The organism is Gordoniibacillus kamchatkensis (assembly GCF_000829455.1).
GTDB classification, from domain to species: domain Bacteria; phylum Bacillota; class Bacilli; order Paenibacillales; family NBRC-103111; genus Gordoniibacillus; species Gordoniibacillus kamchatkensis.
In genome coordinates, this window is the sequence record NZ_JXAK01000091.1 from 1 (window position 1) to 17,558 (window position 17,558).

Genomic DNA, 17,558 nt, shown 5'->3' on the forward strand with positions numbered 1-17,558 from the left:
GTCGTCGACGCGGTACGCCTTTCCTGCTTTGACGGCGGACAAATTGAGCCACAGCGGGTCTTTGGTCCACTGCTCTTCGAGCTTGCTCGCTTCGCCGTTGCCGGTCTCGTATGTGAAGTAAAAAATAATGTCCCCGTCCATTTCCGGAATGCGTTCCTTCGACAGCTTCGTGGCGGCGAATTCGTTCTTGTTTTGCGAGTCGGGCCGCTTGAGTCCGATCTGATCGAGGATGATGCCAGAGAACGTATCCTTGTAATAAATGCGCGTGTCGCCGGGCATGAAACGAACGAGCGACACTTTCGTGTTCATGCGGTCGCCGAGCTTTTGGCTAATGTCCGCCGCACGCTTGTCGAAATCGGCGATCACTTTGTCGCCCTCGGCTTTCCGGTTCACGGTATCGGCATACAGCTTGAAATTGTCTTTCCATTGCCCGCGCAGCGTTTCCGAAAAAACGGTAGGCGCGATCGCTTTCAAATGCTCGTAAATTTTCTCATGGCGCATTTTGTTGCCGATGATGAGGTCCGGCTTCAGCGCGGCGATCGCCTCCAGATTCGGCTCGCCTTCTTTGCCGACGACGGTGACGCCCTCCATATCTTTCTGCAGGTGGGCATACCACGGATTGCCGGTCCACGACTGCACCGCGCCGACCGGCTTTATACCGAGCGCAAGCAGCGCCTCCGTACCTTCGTTCGTCAGGATGACGATCTTTTTAGGCTGCGCGGGCACCTGCGTTTCGCCCATGGCGTGCTTCACGGTGCGGGTCGCGTCGGCGGCGGAAGAATTCGGCGTCTGGCCGCTAGTACCGGCGCTGCTCGAAGACGAAGCGCCGGACGAACCTGCGGCGCCGCAAGCCGATATGGCCAGCGCGGCGGCGAACAGCAGCGTAATGAGCGCAGTCGGGCGGATCAAATGGCGGAGCGTGGAAACGGGTCGGGCGTGGAGACGAAACATGAATCGATATTCCCCCTTCAGCATATACAGACAATTTTTTATTGATAATGATTATCAATATCGGTAACAGCCATAATATAGCAGCTGCTGCGGCCGGTGTCAACAGCTTGTGCCGTAAAATTTTGAGCGCATCGCGCAAGTTGCGGCAACTGCTCTGAAAGCAACTGCAGCGGCATGAGGCGCACTAAGGCGCGCTGCTGTTGCCCCATATGCACTTGGAGCAAAGGGCGGAGCAGCCAACCGCGTTCATTCTCGAATTTTCTGCTATGGTCCATCGTGAATCGACTGGGTCATATCGATTGCACCTTCATACGCATTACATTAATGACGCCATCATCGCGGTACATACCTTGAAAATTGTTCTCATTTTTATGATAATGATTCTCAAAATCATTGACAACCGCCGAGCGATTCCTTTACGATAGTAACGATTCGTTAATTACTGGTATCGGAAAAGCTACGGGAGAAAAATTGGCATGGTTGCGCTACTCGATCGACCCTCTTATAAAATCGCCGTGCTCCTGCTGAGCGTCGCGTTCCTTGCCGTCTGCATGACGGCCAGCGTCATGTTCGGAGCTAAAGCATACGGCTTGAGCACGCTGCAAAGCGCGTTCAGCGCTTTTGACGGCAGTGACGCGCACCTCATCATCCGTACGTCGCGCGTCCCGCGCGCGGCTATCGCCGCCGTCGTCGGCGCGGCGCTGGCCGTCGCCGGTGCGCTCATGCAAGCGCTCACGCGTAATCCGCTCGCCTCGCCGAGCTTGTTCGGCGTCAACGCCGGCGCCGGCCTGGCGCTCGTCGTCGCGGTCGCTTTGTTCGGCTTCCCCGGACTCGGACAGTCGGTGTGGATCGCCTTCGCCGGCGCCGCGCTAAGCGCCGCCGCCGTGTATGCTCTCGGCTCCGGCGGACGCGCCGGACCGGCCCCCGTCAATATGACGCTGGCCGGCGCCGCCATCGCCGCCTTCGCTTCGTCGCTTACGTCGGGGGTGCTGCTCGGCAGCGACAAAGCGCTCGATCAAGTGCTGTTCTGGCTCGTCGGTTCGGTTGCCGGCCGCGAGCTCGCGATGCTGACTGCGGTGCTTCCTTATATTGCGGTCGGTTTCGTTGCCGCGTTCGCTTTGGCCTCGCCGCTCAACGTGCTGGCCATGGGGGAAGACGTCGCCGTGAGCCTTGGCCAACGGACGGCGGCAGTCAAGCTCGTTGCGGCGGCAGCCGTCGTCGTTCTTGCCGGCGGCGCGGTAGCGGTGGCCGGTCCGATCGGCTTCATCGGCATCGTCATCCCGCACATCGCGCGCCACCTCGTCGGACGCGATCATCACTGGCTGCTCCCGTACTGCGCCGTCCTCGGCGCGATATTGCTCGTCGCCGCCGATCTCGGCTCGCGTTTTTTGCTCATGCCGAGCGAAGTTCCCGTCGGCGTGCTGACGGCGATTATCGGCGTGCCGTTTTTTGTGCTGATTGCGAGGAGGGGCCGCTATGCGGAGTAAACATCTTGCGGCAGAAAAAAAAGCAAGCGGCTCCCGATATACTGCACTGCGTTCAAGACGCCTGCCAGCGTCGGCCCTGCTGGATAAACGCGCCGTCCTGGCCGCCATCGTCCTGGCCGCCGCCATCATACTCATGGTACTGTTCAGCGCAGGGATCGGCACAATGCGCATTCATCCGCTCGACGTCCTGAAAGTGTTCGCCGGACAAGGACAAGAAGTGCATAAGACGGTCGTGTTCCAATTCCGTTTGCCGCGCATCGCGCTCAGCCTGCTCGTCGGCGCTTCGCTGGCCGCTTCCGGCGCAATCGTGCAGGGCATGATTCGCAACCCGCTCGCTTCGCCGGATCTGGTTGGGATTACGAACGGCGCCGCCGTAGCGGCCACATCCTTGATCGCGCTGACAGGGGGCGCCGCTAGCGTTCGCTGGCTGCCGCTTGCGGCCATTTGCGGTGCCGCGGCGGCAGCGCTGCTCATTTACGTGCTCGCCTGGAAGCGCGGCGTCACTCCGCTGCGGCTCGTGCTTGTCGGCATCGGGCTATCGTCGGCGCTCAGCGCCATCACTTCCGTAATGGTCATCGCCAGCCCGCTTCGCATCGCGGGTCAGGCGCTCGTCTGGCTGACCGGCAGCGTATACGGCGCGGCGTGGAGCGGTGTGCTCACGCTGCTGCCATGGACGGCGGCCGGTTTGGCGCTCGCCTTCGTCCTTGCCCGGCAAGTAAGCGCGCAGCAGCTCGGCGACGATATCGCCGTCGGCCTCGGCAGCCGGCTGCAGCTGCAGCGGCTGGCGCTGCTGGCACTGAGCGTGGCCTTGGCGGGATCGGCCGTGGCACTGGCCGGCGGCATCGCCTTCATCGGGCTTATGGCCCCGCACATGGCGCGCAGGCTCGTCGGCCCCGCCTTCGGCGCGGCACTGCCGGTTGCGGCGCTTTGCGGCGGGCTGCTGATGCTCGCCGCGGATCTCGCCGCCCGCACCGTGTTCATGCCGACGGAAATTCCGGCGGGCGTATTTACGGCGGCAATCGGAGCCCCGTTCTTCATCTATTTGCTGCGCAGAAGGAGATCATCCCCATGACGAAGCTAACCGCAAGCAATTTATCGCTCGCTTACGGGCGACAGCTCATTATCGACAATCTCGATTTCGCCGTGCCGGAAGGGCGCATTACCGTCCTGATCGGCGCCAACGGAAGCGGCAAATCGACGCTGCTGCGGGCTTTGGCGCGGCTCATGAAACCGGAGGCCGGCGCCGTCCTGTTGGACGGCAAAGACATCGCGCACACGTCTACCAAGGAAGTAGCCCGCAAGCTGGCGATGCTGCCGCAAGGCCCGGTCGCGCCGGAAGGCATCACGGTGCTGCAGCTCGTCAAGCAGGGACGTTACCCGTATCAAAGCTGGCTGCAGCAATGGTCGGAAGCCGATGAGCGGGCCGTGCGCGCCGCGCTGGAAGCGACGGGCATGACGCCGCTCGCCGAGCGGCCTGTCGATGCGCTGTCGGGCGGACAACGGCAGCGGGCGTGGATTGCCATGACGCTGGCGCAAGGCACCGCCACGGTGCTGCTCGACGAGCCGACGACTTACCTGGATCTGACGCACCAAATCGAAATTCTCGATCTGCTCTACACGCTGAACGAGCGGGAAGGCCGCACCGTCGTTATGGTGCTGCACGATATGAATTTGGCGTGCCGCTACGCCCACCACCTTGTCGCCGTCAAGGACCGCGGCATTTACGCGCAAGGGGCTCCCGGCGACATTGTGAACGCCGAGCTGATCCGAAACGTTTTCGAGCTAGATGCGCACATCATCCCCGACCCGCTGTACGGCACGCCGCTCTGCATCCCGGCCAGCCAGGCGCGGCGGGCGCAAGAGCGTCAGGCGGCGGTGCCGGTCCATGCATAAAAATGAACGGCTCATGGCGCTCGCCGCCCCATACCGCATGTTTCCGGACGTGCCTGCCGCCTTCGCCCCGGACCCTTCAGACCGCGCCTGGCAGATGGACCGTCTTCTCGCGCCGCTGGAGATGGATGAGCTGCTTCGCATCTGGAAGCGCGAGCTCGGTGCCGACCGCACTTCAGTCGCCGCCTCGCTGTTCGTCAAAACGTACGCCCGCATGCTGACCGCCGCATGGCGCCTGCTGTCCGTCGGCAACAGCATTGTCGATATGGATCTCGCCAACGTCCGTCTCGTCAAGCCGGAGAACGGCCCGCCTGCGCTGCTGCTCCGCGGCGCTCCGGCACAGCCGCTTCCTGCCGGTCCGGATGCGCGCGCCGATGCCCGCGACCGCTGGCTGGCCGATATCGCGAACGGCCATGTCCGCCTGCTGCTGGAATCCGTCTCATTCCGCTCCGGACTGCCGATGCCGGTTGCCTGGGAGAACGTATTCATTTACTTGCATCACGGCTACACGGAATGGGCGCGCCAAGCCGAAACGCCGGAGGAGCGCGCCCGCATCGAGGGCGACTACGCCCGCCTTACCGCTCGCGGCTCCCCGTTCCACCTCGCTTCCGGCGGCTCGTTCGACGATCCGCTCCATCCTGGCCGCGAGCTGCGCATCCGCCGCACGTGCTGCCTGAAGTATCAATTGCCGGGCGACGGCAAACCGTGCTACTCGTGCCCGATGATCGGCCTGGACGAACGCATCGGCATCCTTACGCAAAAAAAGTCACCTTAACCCGGATGAACGAGCTTCCGGATGAAGGTGACTTTTTTCAGTCAATGGGCGCCGATTCAGCTTCCGATCAAAAACGCGCGCGCCGGCGCAGCGTCGATGCCGGTCAGCTTGAGCGGGGCAATGACCATAAAGTAAGAGCCCGCCGGCACGTTTTTGAGGCGAAGCCCCTCGACGATGCATATGTCGTTCTCAAGCAGCGTCTTGTGCGTCGCATAGTCGGGCTGGGCGCGCTCGATGCCGAGTCCGTCCGTGCCGATGCCGCGCAGCTTCAGCTCTTTCGCATACTGCGCGCCGTCCGCCGCGAGATAGACGAAATTCGGATCGAACTGCTCCGAAAACGAGTTGCGCGTCTTCAGCAGGATCCATTCCCCCGCCTGTACCGCCCAGCGTTCGAGATCGGCACGCGTGACCGCTTCCGCGACATCCGTAAGGTCCAGCACCCGCGCCGGACCGACGAGCCGCTCCAGCGGAATCGACTCGATCGTCGCCCCGTTCGGAATCATATGCAGCGCTGCGTCAAGATGCGTCCCGGCATGAACGTCCATCGACAGCTGCGACTCGTGCGTTTTCGCGTTCGTGAAATCTTGGCGCGCCCAAATTTTCGGCTTCTTTTCTTCCTTGTTTTTATAAACCTGCATGCCTTCGTGAATCGTCATCGAAATATCGTACAAGCGGTACACCGCTCCACCTCCTATCGGCTTACCGGAGCACTTTGGCCTCGGCCTTCGTGCCTGTCTCCCACTCGACCTCGCCCTCGTGCTGGCCGTTCACCGGCCACCAGCGGAACCCGTTCTCGGCGAGCAGCTCCTGCGCCCGCTGCGGTCCCCACGAGCCGGCCGGGTAGAGCACGAGATCCTCGGCTCCCAGTTCGGCCCACGCCGCCGCAATCTGGTCAACGTACTGCCAGGCGTGCGCCACTTCGTCCCACCTGGTGAAATACGTCGAATCGCCGCGCGTCGCATCGTAGAGCAGCCGCTCGTACGCCTCCGGCGTATTGATGCCCACTTTGCTGCTCTGGCACAAGTCGAGCGCCACAGGCACGAGCACGCCTTCGGAGCCCGGCTGTTTGGCGTTCATTTTCATATAGATGCCTTCGAGCGGATTGATGCGGAACACAAGCAAGTTCGGCTCGAGGGTATGCTTGCGCGACAAGTACACGTTGTCCGGCACGTTCTTGAACTCGACGACGATCTCCGTCGTCTTGACCGGCAGCCGCTTGCCCGTGCGCACATAAAACGGCACGCCGGCCCAGCGGAAATTGTCGACGTACACGCGTGCGGCGAAAAACGTCTCGGTCGTCGACTCCGGTGCGACGGACGGTTCGGCGCGGTACGCCGGCAGCGTTTTGCCCTTGAACTCCCCTGCGGCATACTGCCCCCGCACTACGTTCGCCCGCACGTCGGCAGCGGAAGCGAACGGGCGCAGCGAGCGCAGCACCTTCACTTTCTCGTCGCGGATGTCCTCCGGGTGGAGCCGGCTTGGCGGCTCCATCGCCATCATCGTCAGCATTTGCAGCATATGGTTTTGCGCCATATCGCGCAGTGCGCCCGACTTATCGTAGTAGCCGCCGCGCTCCTCGACGCCGACCGTTTCGCTGAGCGTAATTTGCACGTTGGCAATATACTTGTTGTTCCATATCGGCTCGAAGAACGCGTTCGCGAATCGGACGAATTCGATGTTCTGCACCATTTCCTTGCCGAGATAATGGTCGATCCGGTATATGTCCTTCTCCTCGAACACTTGCCGCAGCTGCGTATTCAGCTTCTCCGCCGAGGGCAGGTCGTAGCCGAACGGCTTTTCGATGACGAGCCTATGGTAGCCGGACGTGTCCAGCAGCCCGCCTTCGCGCAAGTTGAACGACACATCGCCGAACAGCTCCGGCGCAAGCGCCAAGTAAAACAGCCGGTTGCCGCCGGTGTCGAACTTGCGGTCCAGCTCTTCGGTCAGCGCGCGCAGCTGATGAAAGCCGTTCACATCGTGAATATCGAGGGACATATAGCTGAAATGCTCGGCGAAGCTTGCCCACCCGGCGTCGTCATCGGCCTTGTAGCGGGCGAATTCCTGTATCGAGTCGAGGACGTCTTGCCTGAACTGCTCGTTCGTGCGCGGCCGGCGCGCGAGTCCGACGACTGCAAATCGGTCGTTCAGCTTGCCTTCCCGGTACAGGCTGTATATGGCGGGAAACAGTTTTCGTTTCGCCAAGTCGCCGGTAGCACCGAATAGTAGAAATACGGCTCCAGTCATCGTGTCATCGCTCTTTCCATAATTAATGTAGCTGGCCTATACGCATAGCATAACCAAATTATGTCTGCGATTCAAGTTGGACCGCCTATGGGCGCAAACTCCGATGTAGAGAAAAAGCCCGTTTTGCCGGGCTCATGCCCAAACGCATAAGGGCGAACGCACATATGGTATAGAAGAATGGACTCATTCGGAGGTGAACTTCATGCAACGCATCCATCCGGTAACGGCGGCAACGTGCCGGCCCCATTACGGCAAACCGGTGCTCATCTATTTGACGGACGGTACGGAAGTGACAGGCATCTTAAGCCGCGTCCAGGGCAGCAAGCTGTTCCTGAACGAGCACATAGCGGCAGTGCCGCCGGCCGAGCAAACGATTACGATGCGGAAAAAAGCGAAGACGGGCGCCAAAATCCATGCGCTGAAAAAAGCGCCGTCCGCCGGGAAAAACGCTCCGCTCGTCGCCGCCCCGCAGCAGGCCGCCGGGCCTTCCTACGAGTACGGCTACGGCGCACCGGTCGCATTCGACGTCTCGTCGATCGGCGCATTAATTTTGCTCGTGTGAACGATTCCGAATCGGTAAAAAAGCTGTGATGCGCACGCAGGGCATCACAGCTTTTTTCATTCCGACAGAAAATACTTGGGCTGATTCCGTGCGAGAACGGCCTGGGCCGTTCTTCTTACCTTCAGAAGAACCGTTTGCTCATGCGGTAGCAGCTTACCGACGGCTCGTAGTAGTCGACGTCATAACCTTGCCGCAAGTAAAAATGCTGCGCGCGCGGGTTCGATATGTCCACATACAGAAACGCCTCGCGGCAGCCCAGGCTGCGCCCGTGCTTTTCTGCCGAGTTCATGAGCAGCTTGCCGAGACCGCGCCCCTGGTGCCGATCGTCCAGAGCGAGCATGTCGATGAGCAGCCGTTGCTGCCGGCAATGCCCCGTTATGAATCCGTACGCTGCGCGCCGCTCGTCGGCGGCGACGAACGTGAAGTCGTTCTTGTTCAGCCGCTGCCGCACGGAAGGGAAGCTGGTCTGCGTATGCGGCGCGTTCACCCGGGTAAACGGCAGCAGTTGGCGTACGACCAGACGATAAATGGCCGCATCGTCCACGGAAGGAATGCGCTTGCGAATCATGTGCCGCTCGCCTCCGCACATAAGATAGATAGTACAGCATATGCCGCACGAATCCGCTCGGAGCGGTACGTCAGCCCTATAGTAAAATATTTCCGCACCGTCATATAATACAAGTAAGATGCAGTATACGAGGCAGGTGAGATGTATGTATGTTACCGTCCCCACCTACGTGCAGCGGCAATACGCCGTGAATGACGGCTTGTACAAAATACATGCCGTAGCGAGAACAAAGAGTATCCGGCAAGGAAGTTCCCAGCCATTATACGATATGTTCATGCGTTATTTGCCCGCTCCGGCGCCCGCACCTTCGCGCGTAGTGCCGCTGCGGCCTGCGCAAGAGCCGGTCGGCGAAGAAGAGTCGGCGCATCATGCGCCCCCGGCGGAGCCGGAGGCCGAGCGGCAGGCCGGTCGCCAAACCGGCCAAGCGCCCGTGCCGAGCCCGTTTGGCCGCAGCGCGTATTCGCGGCCCTACAGTCCTTACGGCCGGTTCCGCGACCAAGGTTATAACGCGGACTACTTGCCGCAGCGGGCCGCCAGCCGCGAAGAGCAGCAGCCGTGGCAGCTTCGTTATGCCAACATGACCGGCGCCTACCGGGTGTATGCCGCAATATGACCGGCAAAAAGCCTGAAAGCACGGTTGCCGCGCTTTCAGGCTTTTTTCGCGTTGCCGCGTTTATTCGACGAGCCCGTGCTTGAAGGCGTAAATCGCAGCCTGCGTCCGATCCTCGACGCCGAGCTTGGCGAGCACGTTCGTTACGTGAAACTTGACCGTCTTGATGCCGATGAACAGCTCGTCAGCCACTTCCTGGTTCGACTTGCCGGAAGCGATCAGCTTCAGCACTTCCATCTCGCGCTCGGTCAGTTCCTCGTGCGGCGCTGCCGCCGGCTTCGGCTGGCGGAACCGGTTCATCAGCTTGGAGGCAACCTGCGATTCAAGCACCGACTGGCCTTTGGCCGCAGCCCGTATCGCCTGCGCGATTTCCGATGCGCGCGACGTTTTCAGCAAATAGCTGAAGGCGCCGGCCTCGAGCACCGGGTACATTTTCTCGTCGTCGAGAAAGCTCGTCAGCACGATCACTTTGCAGTCGGGGTGCTGCTGCAGCAGCCTTTTCGTCGTCTCGATGCCGTCCATGCCTTCCATGACGAGGTCCATCAGCACGACGTCGGGGCGGTATTCCAGCGCGAGCCGAATACCCTCTTGCCCGTTCGACGCCTCGCCGACCACTTCGATGCCTTCCTCCGTGCCGAGCACGGCGGCGAGCCCGATCCGCACCATTTCATGATCGTCGACAAGCAGCACTTTGATGTTCACGTCATCCATCGCATCGTTCCTCCTTCACCGCGGTTATTCCGCCGTCCATTCGCTTCCCGCCGCTTCCGCGCCGTGACCGGCGCCGTGCGCCGCCATAATCGGCACGCGGATGTCGATGCGGGTTCCTTTTTCCGGGGCGGTCACTATGTGCAGGGAGCCGCCGATCTCGCTCACCCGCTCCTTCATCGAGACGAGGCCGTACGACGTATGCTTCTTCGCTTCGAGATCGAAGCCGACGCCGTCGTCGCGTATCGTCAGCCGCGCCGCGTCCGGACGCTGCTGCAGCTTGACCTCGAGCCTCGACGCCTTGGAGTGGCGCAGCGCGTTCGACATCGCCTCCTGCACGATGCGGAACAGATGGTCCTCGATGCCGCGCGGCAGCCGCAAATCTTCATCCATATCCCACGTAATTTCCATCGGCACTTTGGCGCGCAGCTCCTGCAGCAGCTCGGCAAGCCCTTCCGACAGCCGTTTGCCTTCGAGATGAACGGGCCGCAGGTGAAGCAGCAGAGCGCGCATCTCCGACTGGGCGACGGCCGCCATTTCTTCGATGAGGTGAATTTGCCGCTTCGACTTCTCAAAATCTCTGTCCAGCGTCCGGCCGACCGCCGTCGCCGTCATCGAGATCGCGAACAGCTGCTGGCTGACGGCGTCGTGCAGCTCGCGCGCAAGCCGCTGCCGCTCCTCCACAACCGCCGAATAGCGGGCCTTCTCCGCAAGCTCCGCGTTGTCGGTGGAAAGCCGCTGCAACGACGTCACCTGCTCTTCCCACTTCTTCATGATGCGGTTCAGCTGCTCGCCGAGCCGGCCGATTTCGTCAAGACCGAGATCGGGCACCGGACGGGAAAAATTCCCTTTTTCCAAGAGCAGCATCGTGTCCTGCAGCGGGTCGAGCCGGCGTTTGACGCGGCTGGCATGCCAGTAGCCGTACGCTGCGCCCATGCCGGCCACGAGCACCATTAGCGCGAAGCCTACGCCGACGAGCCGGGTCCAGGTAAGCGCCGATTGATCGATATAGCCGTATACGAACAGCACGTAGACGACAACGGCCAAGATGATGAGACTGAGCACAATCGCTTCGCTCATGCTGCGCCAGATCAGGTTGGTCAGCTTCTTGTTATCCCGTGGCATGTCTGGCAAGCTCCATCACCTCTTTCGCGCCTGCTCGGCGCCGCCGTCTACAAAATTTTAATATCGATATCTCCTACGAGATACGATACGACAAGTTTCACCTTATGCTCACTGACATGGTAATTGGGCGACTGCCAGACGAGCTTGTTCATGAGCCCGGACTCGAGCTCGCGCGCCACGCGGATTTGCCCGAACGTCGCCGCAGCCGTCACGCTGACGCCGATATCTTCGGGGACGATAATATCGACGTCGCCTACCAAACCTTGCACGACGACAGTCGTTTCTTTACTCTCCAAAATGGCGAGCGATAAATCCATATGAAATTCGCCGATGACGTGCCAAATGCCGACGCCCCGCAGCACCCACGGCTCTTGCCCCCAGCGGATGCTGTCGACGAGCGATTGTTTCTGGAAATACGTTTCGTCGCGGTGCAGCCGCTTCGACTTGATATAAAAATACCCGAGAGAGATAAGCACGATCGCGAGGAGGAACGACAGTTTGTCCCCTAGCAGCATGATGGCGCCGAGACCGATAAATACGTAGCCCCGCTTCGACGGGCGCCTGCGCAGTTCCCGCACGCCAAGCACAATGAACAGCGCTGCGATGACGCCGAAAAAGCCGAGCTTGTGCTGCACCAGCAAAAACACGCCGGTGCCGATCAAAATCAGGGCTGTGTTGCGGTTTCGTTTGCTTTTGTCATCGCCCATCGTCGGCACCTCCCGTTCCCCAGCTCGGCGATAATGTCCCTTATAGGTGCGCAAAAGCCATCCGGCGCAGCGGTTTGCGCCGTATGGCTTGCTTTTGTCCAGCTCCGAAACAAACCTTTCCTAGCATATCATATCCGGACGAGCCGCATCAAAGCTTAATTTAGCGGCGGCCCGAGCTTTTTCCGCAGCTCAAACGCCTGTTCCTTCAAGCCGTACAGCTTCTCTACGAGTTCCTGCACGCGCGCCCGCGCCTCCTGATAGCGGTGGCGGACTTCGGCGACGATGGCGTCGTAATGCCCTTTCTCCTCCAGCATTTGCTTCGCTACGTAATCGCGGCCTTCCTCAGTCGCCTGAATGGCGCGCAGCCCCAGCTCGCCGGAGAGGAAGGCGGCTTCCTCGAGCTGGCCCAGCAGCTCGCGCTCGGTGCCGATCATTGCCGCCGCCGTCCGTTCGACGTGCTCCATCTCGTTTTCCAGGGTGGCGAGCTCGGCGGAGATCGCATCATGCGGATCCCCTACGCTCTCTTTCCATGGCTCCTGCGGCGCTTTCGTCCGGTCCATCGCTCTCGTCAATAACGTCATGGTCATCGTCCCTTTCGTTCTTCGCTTCTATTTGCCATTGTAGCGAAGAACGCAAACGGCCGGAACGGACCGCAGGCGGTAACGCAACCTAGACTTTAGACCGGGAAGTTGTCCGAAACCGGCAGCTGCCCGCCGCTCAGAAAAAATCGGCCAAATACGCCGTTTGCCGCGGCATGCGGGCGGCGAGCGCCTGCACCGCTTCGGCGCTGCCGGCGATGCGGCCGATGGCGTGCAGCCACTGCGCCTCCGCGCTGCCGACAAGCAGCGCCGACAGCGTCTGAATCGACAGCTGCAGTTCATAGCCTGCCCCTGTCAGGGCTTCTGCTTCGTCGCCGCCGAGCCGCCGTATGCCGGCTTGTCCGTCAGCGCCGATGCGCAGCTGGAAAGCACCGTCGTTCCAGTCGGCGTGCTCGTCCCGCACGCGCAGCGTGAAGACGTCCGCGGCCCCGGGCAGGAACGGATATTGTGCGGCAAATGCGGCCACATCCACGATGCGGGCCATGAAATAGGGCACGGTTTCCTGCTTGAAGCGCGGATTCGGCAGCAGGAACGGCAGCCTGTCGTCTTTTGGCGCTTGCAGCTCGACGCGCTCCATCATCGAATCGTGATCGGCGATAAATTTCCATAAGGCCGAGCGTGCCTCTTCGTCAAGCCACACCAGCTCGTGCACTTTGAACACCTTGTCGCGCACCTGATAAAACACGTAACCGCGCGAATGTCCGGCGGCATTGCGGTATACGGCGGCCGTCCCCTTCTTCGGCTTGAACATGCGTTCGCGCCAATACGTATCGTCGCGCTTCAGCATGCCGTTAAACGTTTTGGCGTAGGCCTCGTACACCGGTCCGACCGTTTCCGGCTCGAGAGGAACCCGCTCCACCGTCCCTTCGCCCGGCGCAAACACCCCGGCCAGCTTGTCCGTCTCGATTTCGTATTTGCGGTACTCGGTGAAGCTTTCCCAGCCATAGCGGCGGTAAAAAGGAAAAGAAAACGGGGCCAGCATGGAAATGGTCTGTCCGTTCTCCCGCATCGTTCGCAGCGCGTGGCGCAGCAGCTTGCCGACCATCCCTTGGCGGCGGTATTCAGGCCACGTCGCTACGCCGGCGATGCCCCCCATTTTGTATTCGCGGCCGCCGATCCACGTCTGAAAATCGAGAATCGTCAGCTTGGACGCCAACTTCCCGTCGATCCAATAACCCCAATATTGGTTCGGGTCCGCTTGGCGAATGCGCTCTTCCTTAGCTTCCGGCGACAGCTCGAATTGGAAAGCAAACTCCGACAGCGTGATGCTGTCAAACAGCTCTTCGCGCGTCAATTGCCGGATGTCGATCTTTGGCTCGGTCATCTGGATCATCCTCCTCTATTATGGATACATTATCCAATAATTCGGTACGCTGAACAATAGCGCATTGACTTTCGTGGATGAAAAATAATATACTTACTTTATGTAAGTTAAATTGTTGAGAGGAGTGGCATCCGATGCTGCCGTCCCTTTTTTTGGCACATGGTTCGCCCATGATTGCGATTGAGGATAACGAGTATACCGATTTTTTGCAAAATCTCGGAAAGTCGCTTCAGCCCAAGGCGATCGTCGTTTTTACGGCGCATTGGGAGGAGCGCATGCTGACCGTTTCTTCCACAGATGAAGAGTATGAGACGATCTACGATTTCGGCGGCTTCCCTCCCGAACTGTATCAAGTCCGATATCCGGCACGAGGGTCCACGGCGCTGGCCGCAGAGCTTAAGCGGACGTTCGAGGCGCACGGCATCACTGCCGCTTTGAACCATTCCCGCGGGCTGGATCATGGCGTCTGGACGCTGCTAGTCCATCTGTTCCCGAAGGCGGACGTTCCCGTCATCCAAATCTCGGTCAACCCGTTCCTGCCGGTCAAGGAGCAATACGCTATCGGGCAAGCGGTGCGGACGCTCGGCCGCGAAGACATGCTCGTCATCGGCAGCGGGGTTACGGTGCATAATTTGCGGCAAATTCATTGGGGACAGCAAGAGCCGGAGCCGTGGGCCGTTCAGTTCGACGATTGGCTGATCGAACAGATTCGGAAAGGCGACCTGGACGCGCTGGCCGAGTACGAGACGAAAGCGCCGAACGCCCGCCTTGCCGTCCCGCGGCCGGAGCATTTCGTCCCTCTGTTCATCGCGATGGGCAGCGGCGCCTCTCCGTTATCCGAAGCGAAAATCTTGTACCGCGGCTACGATCTCGGCACACTGAGTTACTTGTGCTTCCAGTTCTAGCTGCGGGACATGCGCGCATTGCGGCGCTGTTAACAGGCGGCTTGTCCGGTCTTGCCTGCGGCGCGCGGTTTGTTCGATTCGAATATTAGCCTGGCCGCCAATTCCGGCAAGAGGAAACGGATTACGCCGTCCTTAGGACAAGCGCGTTTCCCGTAGCGGAATCAGCCAAAGTATAGGCGCAGCTTATACTTTCTGATGTAGCAAAAAAGGCCCTCGCATCCGTTTGTGAGCGGATCGGGGGCCTTTCGTATGGCAGGCGGCCGCTCCAGCCGTGATTTGCAGCCGGTCAGCCGCCGATTTGCGACATGCGCCGTACCGTCGGGATGTGCGTCTGCGACTCTCCGGCCAGCGCCTGAGCCATTTCGTGATTTTGCGGCTTGACGTCCAGGGCGCGGAAAAACATGTCGGCCAGCGCCTCGTCGTCGCCGATATAGCGGCGCACGTTGAACTCGTCGGACCAATACAGGCACGGCTTGATGTTGCCGTCGGCGGTCAGCCGCAGCCGGTTGCACGTCTCGCAGAAATGGTCGCTCACCGGATGAATGAGTCCGAATCCGCCCGGCGCACCTTCCAGTTTAAAATTTTGCGACGGGCCGTTTCCGTACACTTCCCCGCTCGGCTGCGGGTGCCAGCCGTTCGCTTCGCAGCGCTCCAGCACGGTGCTGAGCGGCACATACTTGCTCCGCCAGCCGTCATCGTTATGTCCGATCGGCATATATTCGATAAAGCGCACTTGCACCCGGCGCTCGAGCGTAAGCTTCAGAAAGTCGTCGATCTCGTCATCGTTGAGCCCTTTCATCAATACGACGTTCAGCTTGATCGGATCGAGCCCGACCCGGTACGCGGCTTCGACGCTTTCCAGCACGCGGCGAATGTCGCCGCCGCGCGTGATGAGACGAAACCGGTCCGCCCGCAGCGAGTCAAGGCTAATGTTGATGCGCGTCAGCCCAGCCGCCCGCAGCCGCTCCGCCTTCGCCGCGAAAAAGATGCCGTTCGTCGTCAGCGCGATGTCCTCGATGCCCGGAATGGCGCCCAGCTTCTCCACCAGCTGCTCGATATTTTTGCGCACGAGCGGTTCGCCGCCGGTGAGGCGCAGCTTGCGCACGCCGTACCCCGCGAGCACCCGCACCGTCTCCGCGATCTCGTCAAACGTAAGCAGGCGCTCCTCCGGCTCGAACTCCATTCCTTCTTCCGGCATACAATACACGCACCGCAAGTTGCAGCGGTCCGTTACCGAAATGCGCAAATAATCGTGAACCCGGCCGAACCGGTCGGTCAGTTGCTTCTGCATGCTCCGTCCCACCTTTCACACTTTGAGTTCGGCGAGCTCCGCGCAAAGCTGTCCCGCCAGCTTGCCGCCAGCTCTTTTAAGCCGAGCAGCCGTTCGATTGCAGCGCGGTTTCGTTTGTCGACATATTTGATCCGATTGGCAAATGCGATCGTGATGCCGGCCGGATGGCGTTCCAGCAAGCGGATATCGCCTTGCGGCGGGACGAGCCCGGGTTCCAGGACGCGGAAATAATACCCGGTGAAGCCCGTCTGCTGCACCTTGAGGGGCAAGTCCGGCACATTGTGCTTGCCCGCGAGCTTGTAGCACGGCTGCCGCGGCTGGCTGACCTGCACTACGGCTTCGCCGAGCCGGAAAATGTCGCCGATGCACACCGTGTCTTCCGTCATTTGCTCCAGCGTTACATTTTCGCCGAACGCTCCGCGCGCGAGCTGCCGCTGCAGCTCCCGCTCCCAATAAGGATAATGCTCCGCACAGTAGGCGTTGACCGCCTTGTCGGGACCGCCATGATTGACGAGATCCGCCTGCGCATCACCTTCAAAGTTGACTGTAGATAAAAATAACGGCACCGTTACAGCTGCCTTGTCGATGCCGGTTTGTATGTCTTTTCCTTGATAGATTACTGTCTTCGGTTTGCCGACCTGAAGCGAAACGAGGCGCAATTTTGGCACACCTCCGTCGAGGCTGATCTTTTCTTTAACTATAGCAGAAACAGCCTGTGAAGTCATTGCGATTATCGCTGCGTGATGCGGCGGCAACAGGTCGGCTCCGGCTTGGAGGCAAGAATTGCGCTTGGCGGTTTGGTTGGCGTCGCGTGATGGCTGGATGATGCTGGCACGGTTGGTGGCGTCGCGCGATGGCTGGATGATGCTGGCACGGTTTGGTTGGCTTCGCGTGATGGCTGGATGGTGCTAGTTGGCGTGCGGTGGTTGCGTTGTTTGTACTCGCTTATGGCACTGGGGAGACTGCTCGGTTTGCGCTTGGTTAGCCGTCGTTGACGCTCGGTTCGGTTGGTTCAGGCTTTTACCCAAGCATCGTTGTCGTAGCCGCGCACCTCCCAGTAGCCAATATGCTCCTGCTCGATCAGTTCGATGCCTTGCAGCCATTTAACCGACTTGTACGCGTACATTTTCGGCACAATGAGCCGCACTGGGCCGCCGAGCTTTTGCGGAATCGGCTTGCCGTCCATCAGCACCGCCACCATGACGTCATCCATGTTCGCTTGCTCCAGCGACAAAGCGTCGGTGTACACGCCGTCTCCGGAATAAAATTTGACGTACTTGGCCTTTTTGTCCGGCCTCGCCATCGTCAGCAGCTGTTTGAGCGGTATGCCCTCGTACGTAATATGATAGACCGACCAACCGGTCACACAGTGAAAGTCACACACCTGCACCTGCCGCGGAAGCTTCAGGAACTGCTCCCAGTCGTACGTCAGCGGCTTCTCGACTAGCCCGGACAGGGCAAACTTCCAGTTGCCTGCCGTAAACGACGGAAAGTCGGTCACGGTGTAAATGCGGAAGCTGCCCCCCAGCCCGCCGCCCTTCGGCGGCAGCGACTCGGGCAGCGGCGTCGGCGCCGGCGTCATGCCCTCGCCGGCCGCGTCCTCGGCGGCGATCTGCTGCAAGGAGGCGCCGCCGCCGTCAAGGCCCGCCTTCAACCAACGGTAGAAGGCGGGGCCGACCGCGAGGAGCAGCAGCAAGCCTGCTGCTCCTCGCAGAAACGCGCCGCGCGACAGGCGCGTTTCCTTGAGCCGCGCCAGCACCGCGTCGGCGGCGGCTCTGGCGGCGGACGGCGCCGCCGCCGGCGCAGCGGCAT

At 60.7% G+C, this 17,558-nt stretch carries 20 protein-coding genes; 7 read left to right on the forward strand and 13 right to left on the reverse strand.

The window, feature by feature from the left end:
* Positions 1-951, reverse strand: a 951-nt coding sequence (locus SD70_RS30225) for an ABC transporter substrate-binding protein (protein ID WP_041052291.1), incomplete at its 3' end; no start/stop codon positions are given.
* Between the two features lie 38 nt (positions 952-989).
* Positions 990-1,226: a hypothetical protein gene (locus SD70_RS36585; protein WP_156158278.1), complete on the reverse strand. Its 237-nt coding sequence runs from the start codon at positions 1,224-1,226 to the stop codon at positions 990-992.
* 201 nt (positions 1,227-1,427) lie between these two features.
* On the opposite strand from SD70_RS36585, the gene SD70_RS30235 reads away from it, so the two are divergent.
* The 4 genes from SD70_RS30235 to SD70_RS30250 are packed head-to-tail and all read left to right on the forward strand — an operon-like array spanning position 1,428 to position 5,103.
* Complete coding sequence (locus tag SD70_RS30235; protein ID WP_041052293.1) at positions 1,428-2,438, forward strand: FecCD family ABC transporter permease; 1,011 nt, start codon at positions 1,428-1,430, stop codon at positions 2,436-2,438.
* A complete protein-coding gene (locus SD70_RS30240; protein ID WP_052488065.1) occupies positions 2,428-3,510 on the forward strand; it encodes a FecCD family ABC transporter permease in 1,083 nt (360 codons plus the stop codon). Before SD70_RS30235 ends, SD70_RS30240 begins: the two co-directional genes overlap by 11 nt.
* Positions 3,507-4,331 (forward strand): ABC transporter ATP-binding protein, encoded by an 825-nt coding sequence (locus SD70_RS30245; protein ID WP_041052294.1) that lies wholly within the window; start codon positions 3,507-3,509, stop codon positions 4,329-4,331. The genes SD70_RS30240 and SD70_RS30245 overlap by 4 nt, the downstream gene beginning before the upstream one ends.
* A complete protein-coding gene (locus tag SD70_RS30250; protein WP_041052295.1) occupies positions 4,324-5,103 on the forward strand; it encodes a (2Fe-2S)-binding protein in 780 nt (259 codons plus the stop codon). Before SD70_RS30245 ends, SD70_RS30250 begins: the two co-directional genes overlap by 8 nt.
* Before the next feature lie 56 nt (positions 5,104-5,159).
* Here the strand turns inward: SD70_RS30250 and SD70_RS30255 are convergent, their stop codons facing one another.
* Both SD70_RS30255 and zwf read right to left on the reverse strand, forming a co-directional pair.
* Positions 5,160-5,783, reverse strand: a complete 624-nt coding sequence (locus tag SD70_RS30255; RefSeq protein ID WP_041052296.1) for a cyclase family protein — start codon at positions 5,781-5,783, stop codon at positions 5,160-5,162.
* 19 nt (positions 5,784-5,802) lie between these two features.
* Positions 5,803-7,347 (reverse strand): glucose-6-phosphate dehydrogenase, encoded by a 1,545-nt coding sequence (gene zwf, locus SD70_RS30260; protein WP_041052297.1) that lies wholly within the window; start codon positions 7,345-7,347, stop codon positions 5,803-5,805.
* A gap of 202 nt (positions 7,348-7,549) precedes the next feature.
* Between zwf and SD70_RS30265 the strand changes: the two genes are divergently transcribed.
* Positions 7,550-7,909 carry a hypothetical protein gene (locus tag SD70_RS30265; protein WP_052488066.1) on the forward strand — a complete coding sequence of 120 codons (360 nt, stop codon included), beginning with the start codon at positions 7,550-7,552 and terminating at the stop codon, positions 7,907-7,909.
* A 121-nt stretch (positions 7,910-8,030) separates the two neighbouring features.
* On the opposite strand, the gene SD70_RS30270 is transcribed toward SD70_RS30265, so the two are convergent.
* The gene (locus SD70_RS30270; protein ID WP_041052298.1) at positions 8,031-8,477 is read right to left on the reverse strand and encodes a GNAT family N-acetyltransferase; all 447 of its coding nucleotides are present in this window, start codon (positions 8,475-8,477) and stop codon (positions 8,031-8,033) included.
* Positions 8,478-8,622: 145 nt separating this feature from the next.
* On the opposite strand from SD70_RS30270, the gene SD70_RS30275 reads away from it, so the two are divergent.
* Positions 8,623-9,090 carry a hypothetical protein gene (locus SD70_RS30275; RefSeq protein WP_041052299.1) on the forward strand — a complete coding sequence of 156 codons (468 nt, stop codon included), beginning with the start codon at positions 8,623-8,625 and terminating at the stop codon, positions 9,088-9,090.
* 60 nt (positions 9,091-9,150) lie between these two features.
* Here the strand turns inward: SD70_RS30275 and SD70_RS30280 are convergent, their stop codons facing one another.
* From SD70_RS30280 to SD70_RS30300, 5 genes are all read right to left on the reverse strand, one after another.
* Positions 9,151-9,798, reverse strand: a complete 648-nt coding sequence (locus SD70_RS30280; protein WP_041052300.1) for a response regulator — start codon at positions 9,796-9,798, stop codon at positions 9,151-9,153.
* Positions 9,799-9,822: 24 nt separating this feature from the next.
* Positions 9,823-10,920 carry a sensor histidine kinase gene (locus SD70_RS30285; RefSeq protein ID WP_052488067.1) on the reverse strand — a complete coding sequence of 366 codons (1,098 nt, stop codon included), beginning with the start codon at positions 10,918-10,920 and terminating at the stop codon, positions 9,823-9,825.
* A 47-nt stretch (positions 10,921-10,967) separates the two neighbouring features.
* A complete protein-coding gene (gene liaF, locus SD70_RS30290) occupies positions 10,968-11,627 on the reverse strand; it encodes a cell wall-active antibiotics response protein LiaF (protein ID WP_041052301.1) in 660 nt (219 codons plus the stop codon).
* Between the two features lie 155 nt (positions 11,628-11,782).
* A complete protein-coding gene (locus SD70_RS30295) occupies positions 11,783-12,208 on the reverse strand; it encodes a PspA/IM30 family protein (protein WP_041052302.1) in 426 nt (141 codons plus the stop codon).
* A gap of 136 nt (positions 12,209-12,344) precedes the next feature.
* A complete protein-coding gene (locus tag SD70_RS30300; RefSeq protein ID WP_041052303.1) occupies positions 12,345-13,550 on the reverse strand; it encodes a GNAT family N-acetyltransferase in 1,206 nt (401 codons plus the stop codon).
* A gap of 134 nt (positions 13,551-13,684) precedes the next feature.
* Here SD70_RS30300 and SD70_RS30305 point away from each other — a divergent pair, with 134 nt between their 5' ends.
* Positions 13,685-14,455 (forward strand): DODA-type extradiol aromatic ring-opening family dioxygenase, encoded by a 771-nt coding sequence (locus tag SD70_RS30305; protein ID WP_041052304.1) that lies wholly within the window; start codon positions 13,685-13,687, stop codon positions 14,453-14,455.
* A gap of 286 nt (positions 14,456-14,741) precedes the next feature.
* On the opposite strand, the gene moaA is transcribed toward SD70_RS30305, so the two are convergent.
* The 3 genes from moaA to SD70_RS30320 form a co-directional block, all read right to left on the reverse strand.
* Positions 14,742-15,746 carry a GTP 3',8-cyclase MoaA gene (moaA, locus tag SD70_RS30310; RefSeq protein WP_041052305.1) on the reverse strand — a complete coding sequence of 335 codons (1,005 nt, stop codon included), beginning with the start codon at positions 15,744-15,746 and terminating at the stop codon, positions 14,742-14,744.
* A complete protein-coding gene (locus tag SD70_RS30315; RefSeq protein ID WP_041052306.1) occupies positions 15,731-16,414 on the reverse strand; it encodes an MOSC domain-containing protein in 684 nt (227 codons plus the stop codon). The genes moaA and SD70_RS30315 overlap by 16 nt, the downstream gene beginning before the upstream one ends.
* A 344-nt stretch (positions 16,415-16,758) precedes the next feature.
* Positions 16,759-17,558: molybdopterin-dependent oxidoreductase (locus SD70_RS30320; RefSeq protein ID WP_156158280.1), on the reverse strand; the 800-nt coding region annotated here is incomplete at its 5' end.